This is a genomic window from Methylobacterium sp. Leaf123 (assembly GCF_001423405.1).
Taxonomy (GTDB): Bacteria; Pseudomonadota; Alphaproteobacteria; order Rhizobiales; family Beijerinckiaceae; genus Methylobacterium.
Genome location: NZ_LMNS01000004.1, coordinates 196,970 through 210,423 on the forward strand (window position 1 = coordinate 196,970; position 13,454 = coordinate 210,423).

Consider the following 13,454-nt stretch of genomic DNA (forward strand, 5'->3'; position numbering starts at 1 on the left):
CGGGCTCACTCGGCCGCGATCAGGGTGGGGGACGACGAGAAGTCTTCGGCGCGCAGATGCTTGCCGTCAGGCGTCACGAGACTGAGAATGTGCGGGACGCGGAGAACTTCGGCCTCTGCCTCTTGGCGCGTGTAGCGCCCAGCAAAGGTCATGTCGGCGGTGTAGCCGCAGTATTGCGCGCCGTAATAGCAGTCGTTCTTGCGCGACCAGATGCGATAGACCGGTGCTGATCCGAACGCGATCTTCTTCAGGAGAGCCGCGCGCTCGAAGTCCTCGCTCCTGACGGCGCGGCCGATCTCTCGCTCGATCCGCTCGCGGCGCTTCCCGTCATTCCGCTTCCGCCGGAGGTCGGGCGGCGGCGCAGTGAACATCTCGAACGCCGAGGCGAAGGTGACGCCAAACCGACCAACCTGAATGGCCCATCGGTCGTTGAGCGAGTAGAACGCCCGCCCGCGCAGCACACGGCCCTTCCTGTCGATGAACCACGCGACCGCGCCGTGCTCCAAGAGCCCGCCGTCTGCCGCCTTCCGGCACCGGTCGCCGTTCGTGTAGCGAGCCCGACCCAATTCCGGGTTGAAGTGCCAGGACTCGCGCGCCTGTCGCTCAATCCACTCCACGGCCGGCAGTTCGCCTGAACTGGCTCCGCAACGCTGGTCGCGAGGCGCCTTGACCTTCAGTTCGGCCCGCCCGCCCAGCCAAGCCAAGATACGGCGGGTCTCCAAGTCCATCCGCAGCCGGTCGAGGTACGGCGCCCGATCCCGTTTATCGAAGTCGTAGCGCCGGCCGTTCCGGTTCTCCTGCGTGGCCTGTTCCGACCAGAACTCCACCTCAATGGATCGGCCATGACACTCTGCCTTCGCGCGCAGATCGCCACGCTCGGCGACACGGTAGTCCTTGCTGATGCTGCGGTGCCGCTTCAGCACCTCCGGATCGGCCGAGACGCGCCACCCGCGCCGCCGCATCCAAGCCGTTAGCGGCTCGAAAATCTCGGCCCGGAAGGTCGGGTCGTTCGGATCGTCCTGCCAGATGCCGATGGAGGTGCCGTGCAGGTTGATGTCGAGCTTGCGCATAGCGATGCCCATGGGTGCGGCGGCGGTGGGGAAATCGAGGATCGCGCTCACAGGCCACCCCCATCCCGCTTACCGTGCGGGATCGGATTGGAGGACGGGGAGAGGGACGCGCGACGGGCGTTCTTCCGGCGGCGCTTTTCCTCCGCTGCAGAACGGCGCGCCTCCGCATTCTCGGGGCTCTGTGGAACAGGCTCCGGGGCGTGGCTTATGGAGTGGCCTGCGAAGGCAAGCGCCTCCAAGGCGGCTGCCGCGAGCAGTCCGTGCCCGCCAAGTAAGATGCGACGTCCCACCATCACGCCGCCTCCCCTGTCGCAAGAGGGGTTGCCGGGGGTGCGTCGAGGCGGGGCCTGTTCAGCCTGATGGTCTTCGGCTCATCCCAGAAACCGTCTGCGATCTCCAAGCGGTCGCGCCAGCCGGGCCGCGAGATGCGCGCCACTCGGCAGTGCGGCAGGAACCGAGCGACAGCGCGCAGAAACAGGTCGTCGCTGATGCCGAGCCCGCCGAGGCCGATCTCCTCCCGGTAGCTCGGAGCCCCAGCGATGATCGCGGGTGTCCGCACCGTATGGCAGACATCGTTGTAGCCGGCAGGCTGCCCGATGCTCCACGGGCCCCGGATGCGGACGAGGCGGCCTGCGTGGGGTCCATCCGCCATCAGGCAATCGACCGGCCAACCGCCGCAGCCCTCGCTCGGAGGCGTCGCCAGGATCGTGAACCGTTCGGCCTGACCGTTGACGTACCGGACCTGCTCCGTCTCGGCGAACTCGCCTTGGAAGCCCCACTGATGCACCCGGCCATCGGCATGGCGGGCGACGAGTGCCTGACCCTCTCGGACGAAGGACTGGCCGGGCCAATCGCGAAGCGGGCGGTCAACCTTCAGCCACAGATCCGGAGAGTTGGCATAGCCGTCCATCCAGCGAACCGTGGCGCCGAGCAGCCATTCCGGCAGCGGTTGCGGACCTACGGGAAGACCGACCCATTCGAAGGAGGGCCCCGCCCTCTCCCGAAGCTCGGGGGTGATGGCGGGGGTCATGCGGCAAGCCTCATCTCAGCGATCAAACGGCGGCAGTGGCGGAGAGCGGCGTCCTCGCCAAAGTCCCGAGCCGTGTCGCGGAAGTCGCTTTCCAGATCAGCGCGCTTCACCCATCCCGGCACTTGGACGGCGTTGATGGCCGCCATGATCTTGCGGGCGTGCTTCGCGCGTGCGGCGCGGTGGGCTATCAGCCTCTCGCGAAAGGCCGGCGAACTCTCGCTGTGCCGAGCGGCCACGCGGGCAACCCTGCCCTCGCTCAGGCCCAACTCGACCGCCACTTCCATGTAGCTCCCGCCCCGCTCAAGCAGGGCGACGACTGCGGCTTCGTCAACGATCTTGCGGTCGGCCATTATGCAGCGCTCCCGAAGGAGCCGAAGCCAGCCTCGTATTCAGACCAGTTCGAGGACAGGATCGCATGCCGAAGCGCGGCGCCCATGTTGCCGGGCTCAAGGCGGTCGGTCTCATCCACCAGCCGATGGCACTCATCCGGATCGGCGAGCTCGAGCAGCGCCTTGTTCAGACTGTCGAGCCGCGCCCAGATCGCCTTGTCCGCGTCCTGGCAGATCTCGCGGATGCCGGTGTCGGTCGGCGCGAGGATGTGGCCGGCGGCATGCCGGATGTAGAGGCCGGTGAGGTGCTGAATGGCGTCAGTGACGGAGGATGCCAGACCGCTGATGTGTGCGTACTTGGCGTGCTCGGCGTCAGACAGCGGCGTCGGCCGGGCCCAGACGTGCGGGGAGGGCGCGTTCACGGCTCTTCTCCGTCGAAGGGATAGTCAATCGGAAGGGTGAAGCCGCCGCGGTGCTGGTCGGCAAGCTTGATGGCGGCCGTCCGCTCGAAGATGACGGCGACGATGCTGGCCGCGGCTAGGATGGCGACGCAGGCGAGGGCGAAAATGGCCATCTCACGCCTCCGCCATCTGCTGCTGCCAGCGCTGGCCGGCCTCGTGATGAAGGCGGTGCGCGTCCCGCAGGCTCAGCATTTCGGCGAGCTTTGCGAGGATGACGCGCGTGCCGGGCGTGGCCGGAAGGTTGTCGAGTAGCGTCCGCGCATCGTCTTCCGAGATGACGAACTTTGCCGTGCCGTCTGACCAGTGCGCGCCCATGGTGAGGCGCGAGTTGATCCGGCGAACGTACTCGACCGTGGCGTCGCTCAGCAGGCCGTATCGGCGCGCCAATTCCTCAGCGCCCTTGGAGGGCTCAGCAAAGGACCGGGCGAGCACCTGCCCGCCCTCGGTCGCGTCGAGGCCGAGCGTCGCGGCGAAATCCCTCCCTACGGCTGCGATCGGCGCGAGGCTGTCACGGCCAATCTTTCCGGTCTTCACCAATTCGAGGGTGAGGGCACGCGCGGCGGTGATCGAGATGTCGCTTGCCGCTACGGTGGCGTTGGCGATTCCCTCGATGTCTCCCACGGTCGCGCCCGCGTCCCGGCCGATGCCAGCGAGAGCTCGGCGAATGTCCGCCTGCGTTCCCTGCCACGACAGCCCAGCGGCGACGCCAGCCACGCCGATCCCGACAAGTCCACCCACGAGCAACCGCGCGGGCGTCACGAGGCCCACGAGGAAATTGCCGATTTCCTTCAGAGCGCCACCGACGCCACCCTGAGCGCCCGAGAGGATCTGATAGACCTGCCCGCCCTGGGTCGCGACGACCTGAAAGGCCGATGAGCCCGACAGCAGCATCGTGGTCGCGTCGTTCACCTGAAAGCCGAGATTCTGCCAAGCCTGCCCGTGCAGGGCGGTCGCCTTCGTGCTGTTCTCGTTGGCGGCTGTCGTCGCTCGAATGGCGGCAACCTGTCCTGCGAAAGACTCCTTGGTCCGAGCCAATGCGGCGGAGCGCTCGACCTCGGAAATCGCGCCGATCTTTGCGGCCTGGGCGATTTCGGTGAGCTGTGCTCGATAAGCCTGCCCGGCGGCGAACAGCGGATTGAACTTGGCCCGCACCCGATCGAGCTCGGCCCCGTACGCGGCGACGTCCTCGCCGCGGTTCGGCACGACCAACTGCTGGTTCACCTGCTTCTGCGCGGCGGCCTATGGACCCGACGAGCTGATCCCATTTCCGACCAATATTCGTTACCGAGCCAGCGCCGCGGGTCAGTGTGGCGGCGGTCCTGTCGATCGCCCCTTGAAGCTTGTCTTCAGTTTCGAGCGACTTGTCGGCTGCAGCCTGCGCCGACTTCATGGCGCGCACGTATCGCGCGGTGCCTTCATCGGCGCCGCGGGCGTCGACGATCAGCTGGGTAAGGACTTGGTTCGCCATCGGAGGCCCCGAAATGGAATGCCTCGACGCCTGTCAGGCGGCGTCGAGGATTTCGCCGGCCGCGCCCCCGGAGTTGGGGCCGCCGGCTGTCAGCTGTTTTTCTCGGCCACCTGCTGACCGGGCCGCCGCGCGGAGATGCCGAAACCGCGCGCGGGGAAATCAGGCTGCGATCCAGGCCAGCCGGTCGCCAGCGTCGCAGAAAATCTGGCGAGTGACGTCCGCGGCAACGAAGATGCGACCTTCACCGTCCGGACTAGCGTCGGGGTTCGGGCCGACAGCGACGAAAGCATCGACGGAGGCGCGGACCTCGAACGCGATCATCGGCACGGACGGCGCCTTCAGCGTCGTGACGCCGGGGTTGGCCATCGTGTGGGACCACGCAGGCCGCTTCATCAGCGCCACGCTCTGATAGTTCGCGATCGGCGCACAGGTGACGTGGAGACCGTTCAGGGCCATTTCGATTTCTCCGTTTAAGGGATCAGCGATTCTGCATCTGAAGTCGCAGCCGCTGCCCCTTGAGGCGCTCGGCTGGATCGGTGCTTGTCACCATCCGGAAAATCTGCCGCTCGAGCCTGAGCTGATCCTGAGGCGAGCCTGCGAAGGCCGACGAAGCGGATGGCCCTCGTACGGCCGGCGTCGCGGTGCTGAGGCGGGCGAGTGTCTGCCGAAGCGTCGCAATGCTGTCGGCCATACCCAGCCGCACGGCATCGCGGGCGCCGACGGTACGGCCCTGTCCGAAGTCGGCCCTCACCTTCGCCACTGACACGCCGCGACCGCGAGCCACAGCGCTCAGGAAATCGCCCATATAGCGGTCGACCTCCACCTGGAGGTGCCGGCGGGCCTCATCGGTCAGGGGCTCATACGGGTTGCCCTCGACCTTAAACGGTGAGTCCGTCGAGGACACGAACGTGATCTTGAGGCCATCCGCCGCGGCCGCAACCGACACGTCCCGATGCATCATGTAGACACCAATCGAGCCGACCTCGCCGCTGGGCGTCATCACGACTTCGCTCGCCGCGGCGCCGATCCAGTACGCCGCGGACGCCGCGAGAGCGTTCACCTGGGCAACGATTGGTTTCTTCCGCCGGCCGGCGAAGATTTCGTCCGCCAGTTCCGGGACGCCGTTCACGCTCCCCCCCGGGCTGTCGACGTCGAGGACGATCGAACCGACAGCCGGATCCGCGAGAGCAGCGCGTAGCGCCGCACTAATCTGCTGGGTACTCGTTCCTCCCCCCGAGCTCATGTCATTGATCAGCGGCGCACGGTGGCTGATCAGCCCGATGATTGGAATCACCGCGATGCTCGTTGGCGCCGTAGCCGTGGCGCCGGTTCGACCGGGCCCTACCCGAGCCTGGATTTCGGTCGGTGTGAACCGCACCCCTTGAGCCCGGAGTTCGAGGAACGCGGCGATCTCATCGATTTTCGACGGGAGGATTGCGAGCGGCTGACGGCAGGCCGCGGCGAAAACGCGATCGATGCTCATCACACGACCTTCGCCAGCTTGTTGCCGTCGGGCAGGGTTTCGAGAAGAGCGGCCAGCCGGTTCTCGATATCCGTCTGATCAGGATCGGACTTCATCGCCTCCGCTTGGTCACGGAGGGCAAGAATCGCCTTTGTGCGCGCGAACTGGGCGACTGAATTGTCCCAGATTTCTGCGATACGCTTCCGCGTATAAGGGTCGCGATACTCGCCTCTCTGCTCCCAAATTCGGGGCTGCTCGATGTTGGCATGGAAAAGCCGATAGAGATCGTCGACGAACTCATCGATGATCGGCTCATGCGACGCTTCGATTTGACGGCGGAAGCTCTCGGCTGCGTACCGGAAATCGTGGTCCCGGCGGAAAAGAGCAGCCTGCGCGGCGGAATGAGCCTTCTGCGCCGCTAAGAACGCCGGCGTCAGTGCCTGGAGATGCTCGGCCGCTTTTCGCTCCACCTCGGCGAGGCGGGGCAGCTCTCGATCGCGCTCCGCCTCGATCGCGGCAAGCTCCCGGCCCGCCTCATCACGATTTGCGGCTCGCTCCTCCGGTGTCGGCGGCACAGGCTCCGCGTCCTCGCGAGGTACCAAGCCTCGCAATTTCGCGAGGATATCGGCAACGGTGAAGCCGACACGGCCGGGGCGGAAATCTGGGATCGCGAGCATGGCATCAAGTTGCTTTGATGGTGATGCCAGCGGAAGTCCAGTTCCGTGTCAGTTATTCACAGCCGATAGAATTCGTTGTATCTGCCGAACGGAAAGAATTTTCTCAGACACGCGCAGTATGTCGAACAGTACTACTTTTGGCGTGCCGATATAATGCTTGGGGGGTTCTGAATTACGGCGGTCGAAGCGCCACAAGCCGGATGCATAGATATCGAGGGCGATGCGAATCTGTGCCGCTTGGAGCGCCACGGAGCGTCCAGCGAAATAGCGGCTGGCCAACGCACGGATCGCCGCATCGCGCCGGCCGAGGGCCTCGAGGCGCCACCATGGCGACTGACCGGGTCTGCGGTCGAGATCAAAAGCTGCGTCCAGGCTGACCCCCTGGTCCGCGCCTTCAAGATACAGGCGCACTCGATCGGCGAGCTCGACGCGGTCGGCCTCCGTCTCCCGCCCATCAGCGATCCGACGGAGGAGCGCGATCTCAGGCGCGCTCATCCATCGTCTCGCCGAAGCTCTTCGCAGCCGCATTTGCCCACGCCTGTGAATCAGCAGCGGACATTCCATCGGCCACCTGCGCCGCCGCGGCCAAATCGATTGAGCGAATAGCCCGCTGTTTGATGCTCTTGAGCTGCCTTTCCTTCGCGCCCACCTCGGCGATGGTCAGGCCGAGGTTTTCAAGCTCTGCCTTCGCGAACTGCGCGATTTCGCGACCGAAGACGGCCGGATCCCGGTCCGGTTTCCGTGTCGTGGAATTCGTCATGCTGCGATCTCCATATCGTTGGTGAGCTGGATCGCGACGGCGGCAAGCCGTCGACAGGTCGCTCGATCGGTAAGGGCGCTGACGAGCGCAGCCCGCGCGCCGGCGGACAGGTGGTTGAGGTCGAACGTCTGAGCATCGACAGCCGCCTGCGGTGCCTCGCTCGGAGCTTCAGGCCGGGCCGACGCTGCGCCACCGGCCGCCGCCCGAACGTGGGTGATGCCCTTGTCTCTGAGCAGGCGCCGCACGCCGCGAATCGAGTAGCCATGGACGTGAAGCAGAACGCGGATGCCGCCCAGCAGCTCGACGTCCTCCGGCCGGTAGCGTCGCTGCCCCTGCTTCGTGCGGAGCGGCCGCACCTCGCCGATGCGGGCTTCCCAGAACCGGAGGACGTGCTGAGGGACATCGAGCGCCGCCGCAACCTCGCCGATCGTGCGAAAAGCCTTTTCACCTTTCGTCATGCGCGAACTTCCGAGCTGAGAAATCGCAGGGCTGCTTTCGCCGCGCTCACGCTGAAGGGCCGACCGTCGCCGGTGGCGGAGCGTAAAATCTCGGCCCTGACGTTGACGCTGGCCATCGCTCGGCCTGCCTCGATATCGGCAGCATGAAATTCGGTGAGCATCGCAGATGGAATTCCAAGAGCTGCTGCGATTTCCTGATCCCGGGCGCCGCAAGCTGCCAGAGCGAATGCGGCGCGGCTCCGGAGTCCAGCATCGCCGGCCGGCATGACGCCGAGGCGCTGCGAGAGACTATGAACTGGACGAGGCTCGATGAGGGGAGCTCTTTTACGCCCCGCCCCAGGGCGCTTCCCTCCGTGTTTCAACGGCATTCTTCACCCTCGACTTGATTGTGGAATCGGGAGCCGAAATTTTTTTCTGCGGATGAGACCCCTTGCGGTCCCGGTCCCCTCAGACTTCGGAACATTCGACCCCCATACCCCCTTGCTCGACTGAGGCACATTTCAGCGCTTCGCCTGTCGAGCTTGAAAAGGTGCCGCTCATGCGTTTCGAACTCGACGAGACTGGCGCCTGGATTGTTAATCCGGACGCTCTCGCAGAACGTCTCGGCGTCAGCGGGACTTATCTTCGAAGTCAGGATTACCGCGGCTTAGTTCTTAGCCGTGTCGAGACAGGTAGCGGCGCAGATGAGGGCCGCAGACGGGTCACGGTTGTCATTGACACATACGGCTGGCAGGGATTGTTCGATCGCGACGGTGCTCTCGTCGGCGAGCAGACATTTGAGCCTATCAGCAGCTTTGATGCTGCCGATCATCCGAAGACGGGACTTCATTGACCCGCGAGGCGAGCGCCAGAACCGCAGCGTCGATGTTTCCTAACTGGCCTAGTGGTTCACCATTCGGCAGCCGGGCAATGACGATGCCGGGCCCACACCGTGTGACGGTGCCAATTCGAATTCCGTCCGCGATGATCTCGATGACCACGGGGCTACTCCACTTACGCAACACGCTGAAGCCTTAGCATGAAAACTGAGGTTTGTCTCTCGCTGTTCCGGCCATGACTCGCCCATACAAGCACGGCGAGCTTCGAATGCAGATCCGCCATTAATTAATTCGGGCGGGGCATTTTCGAGCGGGCGGAAATGGCGCGGTGCCACGCCGCGCCAATCCGGAGCAGATCGCCCATCAGTGGAGGCGAGCGACGAACTGTTCGGTCAGGGCGAATGCTGCTCTGTGGCCGGCCGCGTACGGCCCGTGGATGCCGCCGCTGCGGGCCCCGTAGATGAATTCCTCGAACCGCCGGAGTGGGGCGCTTGCCGCAGCAGCATTCTCGCCGACGAATGAGCAGGTCTGCAGGGATCGCAGGAATTCGAGCCGACCGGCCTGTCGGGCCCGTGCGAGGCGCAGGAACTCAGTCTGCGAGTCGACGAACCAATGGGCCGCCTTCAGACCCTCGCTAAGACCGAGCCGGAACTCCTCGGCTGGCGTGCCGGGCGGATCGTCAGTGATATCGAGAGCCGGCGGGGATTTTGGGCTCGGCTTCGGTAGCTGGCATCCTAGACGCGGCGGAAATGTCAGAACGACGCCCATCATTTCGCTCCTGCTGATTTCGCACGGCGGCGGCGCACCTCGACCACGGGGGTGCGGTTGGTCTTCGGCGGCGCGGCCGGCGTCGCCTTCACCTTGGTGCTCGGGTCGGCGGGAGTGGGGGCCGCAGGCTTGTCGACGACCGGGGCAGGCCGCTCCGGCTTGCGGACCGTGTGGACGACCTCGAAGACGGAGAAGGTGCCGCCGAGAGCCTCAGCTAGGCGCCCCGCCTCATCACAGGCGTCGTCGAACGAAGCGTGCTCGTACATCCCGCGACGCTTCGGGGTCTTGATCCTACCGTCCGCCGCTCGGCGGTGAACGACGAAGCCACCATGCGGCGTCGATGGGGGCTTCTTGCGCTTCGTGCCGGTCGCGTCGTGATCCATGTCGCCGCTCATGACCGGAATTCTCCAGCGTCGAGCCGGTCGAGCAATTCGATATCCCGCTCGATCCTGTCAGCAATGGCGGCGCGCAACGCCTGGATTTCTCGAATTTCCGGGGTGTCCGACTGCATCGCTCGGAGCGCGGCCGTCACCGGGCCTATGGACCGTGCGGAGGCGGCCATCACCGCGCAACGCCGACGTTCGTTCTCGATTGCTTTCGACATAGCTCCGCTCCCCCCGGAAAGCGCCGGGCCGCTCCGCCGATGATGGGCGGGTGATCTCTGATGGTGATGGAGGTGGGACTATCCGCGCCGCGGACTGAGCGGTCGGGATTCTGTGAAAAAGAAATCTTCGGCGCACTCCGCGCACACCGGCGTCATGGGTGCCCTAGGCGAAAGCCGGACCTCGACCGTCGCAAGAGCCTCGCAATGCCGACACGTCACCGATGACGATGATGCGTGCTCTTCAGGAGTCATGTTCTGCTGCCGGCAGCTAGAATCATAGGTAGAACTGTTAGGTAGAAGGGGGGTGAATCCTCCCCCCTTATCTGATGGCGATTTCACCCCCATCAGTGACTGGATAAGGGGTGAAATCTCACCCGTTATCGGATCGACGCTGAATTCCGTTTCTGGGTGAAATTTCACCCCTAAAGCGGCCGCCTTCAATCCACTCTCTCGCTCGATTTTCGCCAGGGCGGATTTTGCGTGTCGCTGGTCCCGGCTCTCGTCCAAGCGCTTTTCGATTTCTGGCACGTTGTCATCGAGAAAAAGATATCGCGTTCCGCGGCCGCGCTCGCCCTCGATGAACTTGATCCATCCAGCCTCACGCATCCGCTTTCGGAACCTGCGAAGCTTCTGGCGGTCGGTACGTGGAAGCTCATCTATAAGGAAGGCGTCGCCCGCCTCCGCCCAGCCCGTCTGCGCATGCCGGCGCTGCGATATCCGAAACGCGATTCGAAAATCGGCCTCGCTGATGTTTGGATCGCATGACATGACTCGCAAGATCCGGAATAGATCAGCAACGTCCTCCGACCGCGCGGCCTCGCGCTTAGACCGTCGGTCCGACATCGCTCGGCGCCTCGCCGGACGACTCACGATCGCCAGCACAATTCGCTTCCGTCCCGTCGTGGCGGGCTTGGCTATCCGCGGATTCGATCGCGGTCAGTAAGAGGCGCAGCATCTGCCGCGCCTGAGGCAGGGTCAGGTCGACGTGCGGCCCCATTCGGCCGCCCTGCTGGTGAAACCGCACCTCGACCAGCGGCTGCGTGCCCGAGACGTACCCCGCGACGATGAGCTTGCGGCGCGAGAGCCCAGCCACGGCGTCCTTGAAGGCAGGACAGGCAGAACTCACGCGGCGCTCTCCTGCTTCTCGATCCACGCCAGGATCGTGCTGCGCCGAGCGCATAGCGTGGTACCGATTCGGAATGTCGGGAGGCCGAGCTCCGCGGCGGCATGATAGACGCGACGCTTATTCGTGTCGGTGGCATTCCCGAATATGAACTTGGCGATGGCCTCCGCCCCGGTCATCAGATCCTCGGAAAGAGGCAATCCGGTAGCGTTCGCGCCGGATGGGCGCGTTGCGTTGCTCGTCATAGGGGGGATCCCTCAGGTTCTTATCACGCCTCCAACGCGCGATAAGGTGGATAGTGAGATTGTCGTTCGATCAAACCGATCGCCGGAAGTAGGATAGTCCGTTTCTGAGTTCCGGTAGAGCGCCTGCATAAGGAGCCTACTACGCTCTTCATCCTCATCGAACGGGGGCGGGGCTGGCGGTTGATCAGTACCAGTCCACCCGGTTTCCGAAATTTTCAAAATCACACTCGAATTTGGTCTGCAGAATGTTATTTCAGAACGAACAATAGATCCAAAATTATGTGCGAGAACTCCAAATCTATCATCGAAATCCGAAATACCTCTCGGGTTGATGAAATTGCAGCGGATAAGGATTTTCCACTCCAATTCCGACCCGCCACCAAACTCTTCGGCAGCCAGAGAAATGGCCATTTCCAGACTATCTCCGAAGCTTGTTCCGAGTGCGAAGATGGAGCCATCCTCGCTAGAAATATCGCCGATGGAATCGGTGCAAACTAGTTCTCGATAAACTTCGACAGCCCTTACTGCGTCCTTCGGCGCAGATGATGCATTCACGCCGATAAGTAGATTAGCTGCGTCTGTAGCGCTCATGTGAGCAGCGCCACGTCCGCGGCCTGCTTGAGATAGAAGTCCCGCCTCACGCAGATACCTGGCAACCCAACCAACCTGCACTTCGTCGATACCCTCGATCTCTGCGACAGCTTTCACAAGCGTGCTTAGGAGTGCCATGCCAGTTGGTTCCTTTATATGAGCCGCACTCTGATAAAGCGTCAAGCGCTTTTTTGAGTGACACTCCGATAAAAGCCATTACCTTCCATCTGGCGCGGTGAGAACCGCTTCCTGGAGGAATTTGGATGGCAACGGTTCGAAAACGAAAGCTCCCAAGCGGAAAGACCGTCTGGATGGCGGGATACACGGACGGAGGAGGGGCCCGACGCTTCAAGCAGTTCGCGACGCGGAAGGAGGCTGACGCCTATCTGCTGCAGGCCCGGTCACAGGTCGCGCAGGGGACGCACACGCCCGACTCGGTCTCGCCCACAGTCGCCGACCGTTTCCAGAAGACGATCCTGTTCTGCGTCGACGAGGAGCACGCCGCGCGCATGCGCCAAGCGCTCGTTAACGAGAATGCCGATCTAGTGACCGCGAACCCACGCTACGTCATGCGCATCACCGGCAGCGATAAAGAGGGCCAGGATCAGCTCGGCAACTTCATCGACCCGGAATCGCCATACCCTGTGCTCGTCACGACCTCGCGGCTGCTCTCGACCGGCGTCGATGCCCAGACCTGTCGGCTGATCGTGCTCGACCGGGCGGTCGGCTCGATGACAGAGTTCAAGCAGATCGTCGGACGCGGTACCCGCGTCCACGAGGACAGCAAGAAGTTCTACTTCACGCTGATCGACTTCCGCGGCGCGACCAACCATTTCGCCGACCCGGACTTCGACGGCGACCCGGTGCAGATCTACGCGCCCGGCGAGGACGAGCCGATTACGCCACCCGACGGGTTCGCCGAGGACGAGCAGACCCCGTTCGAGCCGCCCGAGGGTGAGACTGTGATCGACCAGCCAGGGCCGCCGCAGCCGCCCGGCCTTCCGACCCGCAAAGTCTACATCGACGGCGTCGGCGCCCGCATCGTCGCCGAGCGGGTCGAGTATCTCGACGAGGCCGGCCGGCTCGTTACCGAGTCGCTGCGCGACTTCACTAAGACGGCGCTGCGGAAGCGGTTCGCGAGCCTCGACGACTTCCTCAAGCGCTGGAAGTCGGCCGAGCGCAAGCAGGCGGTCGTCGAGGAACTCGCGGCCGAAGGCTTGGCGCTCGACGTGATCGCCGTGGAACTCGGCCAGAACGATCTCGATCCGTTCGATCTGATCTGTCACGTCGCCTTCGACCGCAAGCCGCTTACGCGCCGCGAGCGGGCCGAGACCGTCAGGAAGCGCGATGTCTTTACGCAATACGGCCCGCAGGCTCGCGCTGTGCTCGATGCGCTGCTCGACAAGTACCGCGACGAGGGCGTGCTCACCCTCGACGACACCAATGTGCTGAGAGTGGCGCCGTTCACCGCGATGGGCAGCGTCGTGCAACTCGTTAAGGCGTTCGGCGACAAGGCCGGCTTCGAGCAAGCCGCGCATGCGATGCAGGACGCCCTCTACCAAGATACCCTCTACCAGGAGACCGCCTGAG

At 64.2% G+C, this 13,454-nt stretch carries 21 protein-coding genes and 1 pseudogene; 3 read left to right on the forward strand and 19 right to left on the reverse strand.

The window, feature by feature from the left end; genetic code table 11:
- Positions 1–5: 5 nt before the first annotated feature.
- The 13 genes from ASF53_RS06120 to ASF53_RS25570 form a co-directional block, all read right to left on the reverse strand.
- A complete protein-coding gene (locus ASF53_RS06120) occupies positions 6–1,121 on the reverse strand; it encodes a hypothetical protein (protein WP_056195459.1) in 1,116 nt (371 codons plus the stop codon).
- Positions 1,122–1,362: 241 nt separating this feature from the next.
- Entirely contained in the window at positions 1,363–2,100 is a 738-nt protein-coding gene (locus ASF53_RS06125; protein ID WP_056195462.1) for a hypothetical protein, read from the reverse strand.
- Positions 2,097–2,450, reverse strand: a complete 354-nt coding sequence (locus ASF53_RS06130) for a hypothetical protein (RefSeq protein ID WP_056195464.1) — start codon at positions 2,448–2,450, stop codon at positions 2,097–2,099. The genes ASF53_RS06125 and ASF53_RS06130 overlap by 4 nt, the downstream gene beginning before the upstream one ends.
- On the reverse strand, positions 2,450–2,851 hold the full coding sequence (locus tag ASF53_RS06135; protein WP_056195467.1) for a hypothetical protein: 402 nt from the start codon (positions 2,849–2,851) through the stop codon (positions 2,450–2,452). Before ASF53_RS06135 ends, ASF53_RS06130 begins: the two co-directional genes overlap by 1 nt.
- Positions 2,848–3,003, reverse strand: coding sequence for a hypothetical protein (locus ASF53_RS25565; RefSeq protein WP_156635387.1), 156 nt, complete (start codon positions 3,001–3,003; stop codon positions 2,848–2,850). Before ASF53_RS25565 ends, ASF53_RS06135 begins: the two co-directional genes overlap by 4 nt.
- A gap of 1 nt (position 3,004) precedes the next feature.
- Positions 3,005–4,093: a phage tail length tape measure family protein gene (locus ASF53_RS06140; protein ID WP_286134171.1), complete on the reverse strand. Its 1,089-nt coding sequence runs from the start codon at positions 4,091–4,093 to the stop codon at positions 3,005–3,007.
- A 424-nt stretch (positions 4,094–4,517) separates the two neighbouring features.
- Positions 4,518–4,814: a hypothetical protein gene (locus ASF53_RS06145; protein ID WP_056195474.1), complete on the reverse strand. Its 297-nt coding sequence runs from the start codon at positions 4,812–4,814 to the stop codon at positions 4,518–4,520.
- Positions 4,815–4,836: 22 nt separating this feature from the next.
- The gene (locus ASF53_RS06150) at positions 4,837–5,841 is read right to left on the reverse strand and encodes a S49 family peptidase (protein WP_056195478.1); all 1,005 of its coding nucleotides are present in this window, start codon (positions 5,839–5,841) and stop codon (positions 4,837–4,839) included.
- Positions 5,841–6,497 carry a hypothetical protein gene (locus ASF53_RS06155; protein ID WP_156635389.1) on the reverse strand — a complete coding sequence of 219 codons (657 nt, stop codon included), beginning with the start codon at positions 6,495–6,497 and terminating at the stop codon, positions 5,841–5,843. Before ASF53_RS06155 ends, ASF53_RS06150 begins: the two co-directional genes overlap by 1 nt.
- 48 nt (positions 6,498–6,545) lie before the next feature.
- The gene (locus ASF53_RS06165; RefSeq protein ID WP_056195486.1) at positions 6,546–6,992 is read right to left on the reverse strand and encodes a hypothetical protein; all 447 of its coding nucleotides are present in this window, start codon (positions 6,990–6,992) and stop codon (positions 6,546–6,548) included.
- The gene (locus tag ASF53_RS06170) at positions 6,979–7,257 is read right to left on the reverse strand and encodes a hypothetical protein (RefSeq protein ID WP_056195488.1); all 279 of its coding nucleotides are present in this window, start codon (positions 7,255–7,257) and stop codon (positions 6,979–6,981) included. Before ASF53_RS06170 ends, ASF53_RS06165 begins: the two co-directional genes overlap by 14 nt.
- Positions 7,254–7,715 carry a MerR family transcriptional regulator gene (locus ASF53_RS06175; protein ID WP_056195492.1) on the reverse strand — a complete coding sequence of 154 codons (462 nt, stop codon included), beginning with the start codon at positions 7,713–7,715 and terminating at the stop codon, positions 7,254–7,256. Before ASF53_RS06175 ends, ASF53_RS06170 begins: the two co-directional genes overlap by 4 nt.
- Complete coding sequence (locus tag ASF53_RS25570) at positions 7,712–7,876, reverse strand: hypothetical protein (RefSeq protein ID WP_156635391.1); 165 nt, start codon at positions 7,874–7,876, stop codon at positions 7,712–7,714. The genes ASF53_RS06175 and ASF53_RS25570 overlap by 4 nt, the downstream gene beginning before the upstream one ends.
- Positions 7,877–8,253: 377 nt before the next feature.
- On the opposite strand from ASF53_RS25570, the gene ASF53_RS24735 reads away from it, so the two are divergent.
- A complete protein-coding gene (locus ASF53_RS24735; protein WP_082482491.1) occupies positions 8,254–8,547 on the forward strand; it encodes a DUF6522 family protein in 294 nt (97 codons plus the stop codon).
- 349 nt (positions 8,548–8,896) lie between these two features.
- On the opposite strand, the gene ASF53_RS06180 is transcribed toward ASF53_RS24735, so the two are convergent.
- From ASF53_RS06180 to ASF53_RS25575, 3 genes are read right to left on the reverse strand one after another with little or no spacing between them, the layout of a single operon-like run.
- Positions 8,897–9,301: a hypothetical protein gene (locus ASF53_RS06180; RefSeq protein ID WP_056195495.1), complete on the reverse strand. Its 405-nt coding sequence runs from the start codon at positions 9,299–9,301 to the stop codon at positions 8,897–8,899.
- Positions 9,301–9,696, reverse strand: a complete 396-nt coding sequence (locus ASF53_RS06185) for a hypothetical protein (protein WP_056195498.1) — start codon at positions 9,694–9,696, stop codon at positions 9,301–9,303. Before ASF53_RS06185 ends, ASF53_RS06180 begins: the two co-directional genes overlap by 1 nt.
- Positions 9,693–9,905 (reverse strand): hypothetical protein, encoded by a 213-nt coding sequence (locus ASF53_RS25575; RefSeq protein WP_156635393.1) that lies wholly within the window; start codon positions 9,903–9,905, stop codon positions 9,693–9,695. Before ASF53_RS25575 ends, ASF53_RS06185 begins: the two co-directional genes overlap by 4 nt.
- Positions 9,906–10,385: 480 nt before the next feature.
- Between ASF53_RS25575 and ASF53_RS06190 the strand changes: the two genes are divergently transcribed.
- Positions 10,386–10,670: a hypothetical protein gene (locus ASF53_RS06190; RefSeq protein WP_056195500.1), complete on the forward strand. Its 285-nt coding sequence runs from the start codon at positions 10,386–10,388 to the stop codon at positions 10,668–10,670.
- A 58-nt stretch (positions 10,671–10,728) separates the two neighbouring features.
- Here the strand turns inward: ASF53_RS06190 and ASF53_RS06195 are convergent, their stop codons facing one another.
- Genes ASF53_RS06195 through ASF53_RS25580 form a run of 3 tightly spaced genes read right to left on the reverse strand, consistent with a single transcriptional unit; the run spans position 10,729 to position 12,002 of the window.
- The gene (locus ASF53_RS06195) at positions 10,729–11,031 is read right to left on the reverse strand and encodes a hypothetical protein (RefSeq protein ID WP_056195505.1); all 303 of its coding nucleotides are present in this window, start codon (positions 11,029–11,031) and stop codon (positions 10,729–10,731) included.
- Positions 11,028–11,273 (reverse strand): hypothetical protein, encoded by a 246-nt coding sequence (locus ASF53_RS06200; protein WP_056195508.1) that lies wholly within the window; start codon positions 11,271–11,273, stop codon positions 11,028–11,030. Before ASF53_RS06200 ends, ASF53_RS06195 begins: the two co-directional genes overlap by 4 nt.
- A gap of 12 nt (positions 11,274–11,285) precedes the next feature.
- Positions 11,286–12,002 (reverse strand): hypothetical protein, encoded by a 717-nt coding sequence (locus tag ASF53_RS25580; protein WP_156635395.1) that lies wholly within the window; start codon positions 12,000–12,002, stop codon positions 11,286–11,288.
- Between the two features lie 317 nt (positions 12,003–12,319).
- Here ASF53_RS25580 and ASF53_RS06205 point away from each other — a divergent pair.
- Positions 12,320–13,453: pseudogene (locus tag ASF53_RS06205) on the forward strand (type I restriction-modification enzyme R subunit C-terminal domain-containing protein); the annotation flags it as partial.
- Position 13,454 lies beyond the last annotated feature (1 nt).

Excerpts from the sequence above, each read along its gene's own strand:
- ASF53_RS06165 (WP_056195486.1), bottom strand. The coding sequence starts at position 6,992 with ATGAGCGCGCCTGAGATCGCGCTCCTCCGTCGGATCGCTGATGGGCGG.
- ASF53_RS06180 (WP_056195495.1), bottom strand. The coding sequence starts at position 9,301 with ATGGGCGTCGTTCTGACATTTCCGCCGCGTCTAGGATGCCAGCTACCG.
- ASF53_RS06200 (WP_056195508.1), bottom strand. The coding sequence starts at position 11,273 with ATGACGAGCAACGCAACGCGCCCATCCGGCGCGAACGCTACCGGATTG.
- ASF53_RS25575 (WP_156635393.1), bottom strand. The coding sequence starts at position 9,905 with ATGTCGAAAGCAATCGAGAACGAACGTCGGCGTTGCGCGGTGATGGCC.
- ASF53_RS06145 (WP_056195474.1), bottom strand. The coding sequence starts at position 4,814 with ATGGCCCTGAACGGTCTCCACGTCACCTGTGCGCCGATCGCGAACTAT.
- ASF53_RS25570 (WP_156635391.1), bottom strand. The coding sequence starts at position 7,876 with ATGCTCACCGAATTTCATGCTGCCGATATCGAGGCAGGCCGAGCGATG.
- ASF53_RS06130 (WP_056195464.1), bottom strand. The coding sequence starts at position 2,450 with ATGGCCGACCGCAAGATCGTTGACGAAGCCGCAGTCGTCGCCCTGCTT.
- ASF53_RS25565 (WP_156635387.1), bottom strand. The coding sequence starts at position 3,003 with ATGGCCATTTTCGCCCTCGCCTGCGTCGCCATCCTAGCCGCGGCCAGC.
- ASF53_RS06125 (WP_056195462.1), bottom strand. The coding sequence starts at position 2,100 with ATGACCCCCGCCATCACCCCCGAGCTTCGGGAGAGGGCGGGGCCCTCC.
- ASF53_RS06150 (WP_056195478.1), bottom strand. The coding sequence starts at position 5,841 with ATGAGCATCGATCGCGTTTTCGCCGCGGCCTGCCGTCAGCCGCTCGCA.
- ASF53_RS25580 (WP_156635395.1), bottom strand. The coding sequence starts at position 12,002 with ATGGCACTCCTAAGCACGCTTGTGAAAGCTGTCGCAGAGATCGAGGGT.
- ASF53_RS06155 (WP_156635389.1), bottom strand. The coding sequence starts at position 6,497 with ATGCTCGCGATCCCAGATTTCCGCCCCGGCCGTGTCGGCTTCACCGTT.
- ASF53_RS24735 (WP_082482491.1), top strand. The coding sequence starts at position 8,254 with ATGCGTTTCGAACTCGACGAGACTGGCGCCTGGATTGTTAATCCGGAC.
- ASF53_RS06175 (WP_056195492.1), bottom strand. The coding sequence starts at position 7,715 with ATGACGAAAGGTGAAAAGGCTTTTCGCACGATCGGCGAGGTTGCGGCG.
- ASF53_RS06185 (WP_056195498.1), bottom strand. The coding sequence starts at position 9,696 with ATGAGCGGCGACATGGATCACGACGCGACCGGCACGAAGCGCAAGAAG.
- ASF53_RS06170 (WP_056195488.1), bottom strand. The coding sequence starts at position 7,257 with ATGACGAATTCCACGACACGGAAACCGGACCGGGATCCGGCCGTCTTC.